6 protein-coding genes are annotated in these 6,136 nt (G+C 66.6%); 3 read left to right on the forward strand and 3 right to left on the reverse strand.

What is annotated here, in order from left to right; translation table 11 throughout:
• On the forward strand, positions 1–636 hold a 636-nt coding region (locus tag AB4Y84_RS10345; protein WP_442250097.1), incomplete at its 5' end, for a glycoside hydrolase domain-containing protein.
• A gap of 198 nt (positions 637–834) precedes the next feature.
• Here AB4Y84_RS10345 and AB4Y84_RS10350 read toward each other — a convergent pair.
• Complete coding sequence (locus AB4Y84_RS10350) at positions 835–1,578, reverse strand: SDR family oxidoreductase (RefSeq protein WP_105164167.1); 744 nt, start codon at positions 1,576–1,578, stop codon at positions 835–837.
• A gap of 106 nt (positions 1,579–1,684) precedes the next feature.
• Here AB4Y84_RS10350 and AB4Y84_RS10355 point away from each other — a divergent pair, with 106 nt between their 5' ends.
• Entirely contained in the window at positions 1,685–2,620 is a 936-nt protein-coding gene (locus AB4Y84_RS10355; RefSeq protein ID WP_442243663.1) for a LysR family transcriptional regulator, read from the forward strand.
• Here the strand turns inward: AB4Y84_RS10355 and AB4Y84_RS10360 are convergent.
• On the reverse strand, positions 2,609–3,394 hold the full coding sequence (locus AB4Y84_RS10360) for a helix-turn-helix transcriptional regulator (RefSeq protein WP_442250098.1): 786 nt from the start codon (positions 3,392–3,394) through the stop codon (positions 2,609–2,611). The two genes, AB4Y84_RS10355 and AB4Y84_RS10360, sit on opposite strands and share 12 nt — an antisense overlap.
• A 180-nt stretch (positions 3,395–3,574) precedes the next feature.
• Here AB4Y84_RS10360 and AB4Y84_RS10365 point away from each other — a divergent pair, with 180 nt between their 5' ends.
• The gene (locus AB4Y84_RS10365) at positions 3,575–5,764 is read left to right on the forward strand and encodes a TonB-dependent receptor (protein WP_442243662.1); all 2,190 of its coding nucleotides are present in this window, start codon (positions 3,575–3,577) and stop codon (positions 5,762–5,764) included.
• Between the two features lie 7 nt (positions 5,765–5,771).
• Here AB4Y84_RS10365 and AB4Y84_RS10370 read toward each other — a convergent pair.
• The coding region (locus tag AB4Y84_RS10370) for a MerC family mercury resistance protein (protein ID WP_442250099.1) at positions 5,772–6,136 on the reverse strand (365 nt) is incomplete at its 5' end.

Raw genomic sequence — 6,136 nt, forward strand, 5'->3', positions numbered from 1 at the left:
TGGCAGTACTCATGGTACGTGCCGCAGGATGTGGCCGGCCTTGCCGCAGCGCATGGTGGCAGCGACAAACTGCTGGCGCGCCTGGATGAAGTGTTCAACGCGAAGGTCGATCCGGCCATYTTCGAGCACATGGAAGACATCACCGGCCTGATCGGCTGGTATGCGCATGGCAATGAGCCCAGCCACCACGTGGCCTACCTGTACTCGCATGCCGGCCAGCCGTGGCGCACGCAGGCACGCCTGAAGCAGATCATGGACACGCAGTATGCCGATCGTCCCGATGGCCTGGCCGGCAACGATGACGTGGGCCAGATGTCGGCGTGGTACGTGTTCACCGCGCTGGGTTTCTACCCGGTAGCGCCTGGCTCGGGCGAGTACATCCTCGGCCGCCCGTTCCTGCCGAAGACCGCAATGCGGCTGCCCAACGGCAAGACCTTCACCATCGTGGCCGAAGGGCTGGACGACAAGCACACCTATGTCGGCAGCGTGACCCTCAACGGCAAGCCATTGCAGCGCACCTTCCTGCGCCACGATGAGATCCTGGCCGGTGGCGAGCTGCATTTCACCATGCAGGCCGAACCGAACAAGGACTGGCCGGGGCAGGGCGCGCAGGCACCGTATTCGATGAGCCGGTAACACCCACGGTAGCGCCGGGCCATGCCCGGCGGTTGAGGGGCGGCGCCAACCAAGGTTGGCGTCTACCGGAACCGCGCACACCGCATTGAGGCGCCCTTGGTAGATGCCAACCTTGGTTGGCATGCCGCGCGCCCACCAAGGTGGGCGACTACCGATGTGGCGTGATCTGGTAGATGCCAACCTTGGTTGGCATGCGACCTACACCATCCCACCATTGGCGCGCAGCACCTGGCCATTGATCCAGCCGCCATCGGCACCGGCCAGGAACGCCACCGCGCCGGCGATGTCTTCCGGCGTACCCAGCCGCTCCAACGGATTCATCTTCGCCAGCCGATCGATCAGTTCCGGCGACTTCCCGTCCAGGAACAGATCGGTGGCGGTCGGCCCGGGCGCCACCGCGTTCACGGTGATGCCGCGTCCACGCAGTTCCTTGCTGAGAATCGCGCCCATGGTCTCCACCGCGGCCTTGCTGGCGGCATACACGCTGTAGTTTTCCAGCTTGATGCCAACCACGCTGGTGGACAGGGTGACGATGCGGCCACCATCGCGCACGCGTCGCGCGGCCTCGCGCAGCACATTGAATGCACCCTTGAGGTTGATGCCGATCACGCGGTCGAACAGGGCATCATCGCTGTCGGCCAGTGCGGCCAACTGCAGCACGCCGGCACTGTTGACCACCACATCGATGCCACCGAAGCGTGCCTCGATGGCGTCGAACAGCGCGTGCACGGCCTGCGGGTCGGCGACATCGGCCTGCAGGGCGATGGCGTGCCCTCCGCTGGCGGTCAATTCGGCAGCTAGTGTTTCGGCCTCATCACGGCGCCCGGCATAGTTGATCACCACGGCATGGCCGTCGGCGGCCAGACGGCGCGAGATGGCCGCGCCGATGCCACGGGAGCCCCCGGTGACCAGGGCGACAGAGCGGGAAGCAGAGGAGGTCATGGCAGATTCCAGAAGTGCGCGCCGGCATGGCGCACGGCCATCTTGGTCTCTCCGCCGTCGCGGATAATCATGGATAATCCGGAAACATCATCCGGCCGCCCGAACAATGGACAGATTCACCGCCCTGCGTGCGTTTGTGCGGATCGTCGAGCGCCGCAGCTTCAGCCGTGCCGCCGAAGACCTGGGGCTGCCGCGGGCCACGGTGACCGACGCGATCAAAGCACTGGAGCAGCGTCTGGGTGTGCGCCTGCTGCACCGGACCACGCGCGTGGTGGTGCCGACGCTGGAAGGCGAGGCCTTCTACGGCCGCTGTCTGCGCCTGATCGCGGACATGGACGATGCCGAAGCCGCGTTCCGTGACGTGCCGCCACGCGGGCCGCTGCGCATCGAGGTGCACGGTACGCTGGGGCGCCACCTGTTGTTTCCGCATCTGCCGGATTTCCTGCAGCGGTACCCGGACATCGAACTGGAGGTCAGCGAGGGCGACCGCTATGTCGACCTGCTGCGCGAGGGGGTGGATGGGGCCATCCGCGTGGGCACCCTGGCCGACAGCGATCTGGCCGCACGGCGCCTGGCGTTGCTGCGCGAGGTCACGGTGGCGTCGCCCGCCTACGTGAAGTCACACGGGCGGCCGGAAAACATCGCGTCGCTGGCGGCGGGACACCAGATGGTCGGCTACCGTTCCAGCGCCACCGGTCAGCTGATTCCGCTGGAGTTCCAGCAGGGCGGCCAGGTGCGCCATATGCCGTTGCCGGCACGCGTGCGGGTGTCCGGTGCCGACGCCTTCCTCGGTGCTGCGCTGGCTGGGCTGGGCATCATCCAGGCACCGCGTTACCGGATGGCCCCGTACATCGCGCGCGGGCAATTGCTGGAGCTGTTGCCCGGGATGCCACCCACACCTAGCCCGGTCAGCCTGGTCTATCCGCGCAACCGCACGCCATCGCCGCGGCTGCGGGTGTTCATTGATTGGGTGGCGGGTGTGTTCGAGCAGGAGCGCGCGTGCGGCGGCTCATCCACGCATGGCGTGGATCTACTGGCGTGACCAGGCTGACGGGGAGACGCCGACAACACGCCGGAAGGCCGCGGCGAACTTGCTGGGATTGGCGTAGCCGCAGGCAAGCGCAACCTCGGTGACACGCTGCCCTGCGGACAACGCACACTGCGCCCACTGCATGCGGTGCTGGGTCAGGTAGGCATACGGCGGCATGCCGGTGGCGGCGCGCAGGGCGCGGCTGAAAGTGGTCGGTTCCATGCCGAGTACGCCGGCCAGCGCTGCGACATCCAGCGGTTGGGAACGGTGTTCATCAATGAAGTCCTGCAGCTGGCGCAGCTGCCGCGATGACAACGGCGCGGCCATCGGCGGCCGGGCGCGTGGTTGGCCGGCAAGCTGCGCCAATCGCCGCACCACGACTTCTGCGCCGTACTGCAGGAAGCCGGGCACGCTGGCGTCAGCCTGCGCGCTGGACCATAGCGCGTGCAGTACGGAAGCGATGACCGGGTCGCGATGCAGCCGCAGGGAAAGGGCGTGGATGTCTGGGAAGCCGCCAGGCGCATCACGCCACTGCGCGGTATCGACGGCCATTCCCAGCAGCTCCACCGCAGGGCTGGCGTAGTGTCCAYGATCGCCGGGCAGTACCACGTTGAACTGGCCTCGATGCCACGGCGCCTGTAGGACCCCGCCAGTGGTGCGTTGGTAAAGGTTGCCGCCACCGGCCAGCAGCAGGCCCAGGCGCAGCTGGTGCGGGTGCCCCATGGGGCCTTCGCTGGCCTGGAAGCCATGGCGCAGCAGAACGACCGAGCCATCCTCGCTGGTCACGGTTCCCTCCATGGGCTGGGCGGCTTCCCGGTGCAACTGGTCGGCGAGGGCGGGCATGGTCGGTCCAGGAATGGAGCAGCGCTGACTGCAATGGAGTGGCGGCGAACACGGAATGTTACAGGATAACAGTTTGCGCCAGCCGGCCCGCCAGGCGCGTTTCCGTTCCCCATGAGGTTGCCCTTGAAAGCCCCCGTTTCCTCCGTTGCCCTCGTTGCAGCGTCATTGCTCGTTCCTGTTCTTCCCGCCCACGCGCAGTCCGCCGATGCCACCACCCTCGATGGCGTGGTGGTCACCGGCTCCAAGCGCGATACGCCCTACCTGAAGAGTGACCTGTCGGTGACCGTGCTTGACCGGCAGGCGCTGAAAGAAGCCGGTGTCACCGAGTTCCGTGACCTGGACAAGCTTGCCCCAAACGTGAAGTTCAACGTGATGGGCCAGTTGAGCAACATGTTCATTTCCATCCGCGGCATCGAATCCAATCCCTTCCTGGTCAACCGCGCGTCGGTGTACATCGATGGCATTCCGTTCCGTGAGCTGAGCAACGCGGTACTCAACCAGGTGGAATCGGTCGAGGTGCTGCGGGGGCCGCAGGGAACCCTGTACGGCGCCAACAGCGAATCGGGGCTGGTGCTGGTGCGCACGCGCGGCCCGTCCGATACCCGCGAGGGTGAGGTGAACGTACGCAGCACCTGGTTCGGCAATGGCAACGGTACGGCCGTGGATGGCTTCCTGGCAGGCCCGCTGAGCAAGGACGGCACGCTGTCGGGCTCGGTGGCGTTCATGGGGTCCGATGAGGATGCCCACCTGAAGAACCTGACCCCGTACGGCGCGCGCGGCGAAGTGAAAGAGGGCTACCTGCAGGGCAAGCTGCGCTGGCGCCCCAGCGATTACGTGACCGTCAACGCCCTGGCCTATCACCTGCGCACGCGCGCACCGGGCATGTTCGAGTACGAGTACCTGCCGCTGGATACCGGCCTGTACAACCGCACCTATGGAGACCGCCTCAATGGTGGCCGTCATGCAGGTGACTTCACCTACATCAACGATGCGCCAAAGCGCACCGAAAAGGACGAGACCGTCGCAGGCCTGAGCGCGCAATGGCAACTGCAGGCCGGCACCCTGGATGTGGCCGCGTCGTACCGCAGCGAGGAAGCGAGCTCAGCCGGCTACGACTTCGACATGACCGCCAGCTCCGCGCTGGCCGGGTACATATATGACAAGAAGAATGCCTGGAATGCCGAGGCGCGCTTCAGCTCGCCCAGCGACCAGGCGTTGACCTGGATGGCCGGTGTATCGACCTACCTCATCGACAAGGATTCGATCCAGGGCACCTTCGTCGGCCCGGCGCTGCGCGGGCTGGACAGTTACAACCTGGCGCCGCGGCAGACCTCCAAGGGTGAGGACTACAGTGTGTTCGCCACCGCCAGCTATACGCTGCCGGCATTGCCGAAGCTGACCGCCAGCCTCGGCATCCGCCACGAGCAGGCCCGCCGTTCCACCGAGCAGCGCGCCGGATTCCTCGACCTGGGTGCGGGGGGCCTGGTCCGCTACCGCGACGCAGCCCTGGCGCATACGTTCTCGGCCACGTTGCCGCGCGTCTCGCTGCGCTATGACGCCAGCGATGATCTGTCGTTCTATGCGGCCTCGGCCAAGGGCTACATCCCCGGTGGCTTCAACCTGGCCGCCGCGCAGAGCGATGTGATCAACGACAAGGTGCTGCGCTACGAATCCGAACGCATGTGGAGCCATGAAGTGGGCTTCAAGATGAACCTGGCGGGCGGCCGCGGCCATATCGGCGGCGCCCTGTTCCATATCAGCTCGGACAACTGGCAGGAAATCCAGGTGGCCACCGATGCCAACGGCCGGCCGATCTCCTCCGACTACGTGGGCTCGGATGCCTCGATACGCTCGCGTGGCGCAGAGCTGGAAGGGGTGTTTGAAGTCGCGCCCGGGTTCACGGTGATGGCCAATGTCGGCTACGTCGATGCGACGTACACCAAGCTGTGGGTCAGCCCGCAGGAGAACCTGCACGGCAAGCGGGTCAAGCTGACGCCGCACTACACCGGCTACCTGGCCGCGCGGTATCAGTTCGACTCCGGCATCTATGCCCGGGTGGAATCGCAGTTCACCGGTTCCAGCGCGCTGGACGAGCGCAACCGCGCGTTCCAGCCGGCCGTGGCCGTGCTCGGCGTGCAACTGGGCTATGAGCGCGGGCCGTGGAGCACGCGCGTGTTCGTGCAGAACCTGACCGACAAGCGCCGCATCAATGGCCTGATCTTCGACAACCTGGCCTTCGGCCGCGACGGCAACTACTACGGGCCGGTGGACAGCCCGCGCATTGTCGGCGCCGAGGTCGGCTACCGGTTCTGAGCGGGCGTCAGCCGGCGGGCCGCAGGGCCCGCCGGTTGCGCAGATGTGCGATCGCCAGCATCACCCCACCACAGGCGGTGGCAGCGCCGTGCCAGAGCAGCGATTCCTTCAACGGCAGGTACAGCGAGGCGGACAGCAACAGGATCGCGCCTGCCAGGGCCACGCACAGCGGCAGGGCGCGTCGATGGCGGCGCTGGCCGGCGGCGGTGCTGAGCAGGGCGATCAACGAGGCCAGCAGCGCGAACAGCCATTCCCAGCGCGACATCACCAGCAGTGCGGTCATCGCGCCATGGCCAGGGTGCTGGAACGAGCGCAGCGCCATCATCGCCGCCGGCGTGAAGGCCAGCAGCAGGGGCAGGGCCACGCAATGCG

The sequence above is a fragment of the Stenotrophomonas sp. 2YAF22 genome, assembly GCF_052114665.1.
GTDB lineage: Bacteria > Pseudomonadota > Gammaproteobacteria > Xanthomonadales > Xanthomonadaceae > Stenotrophomonas > Stenotrophomonas indicatrix.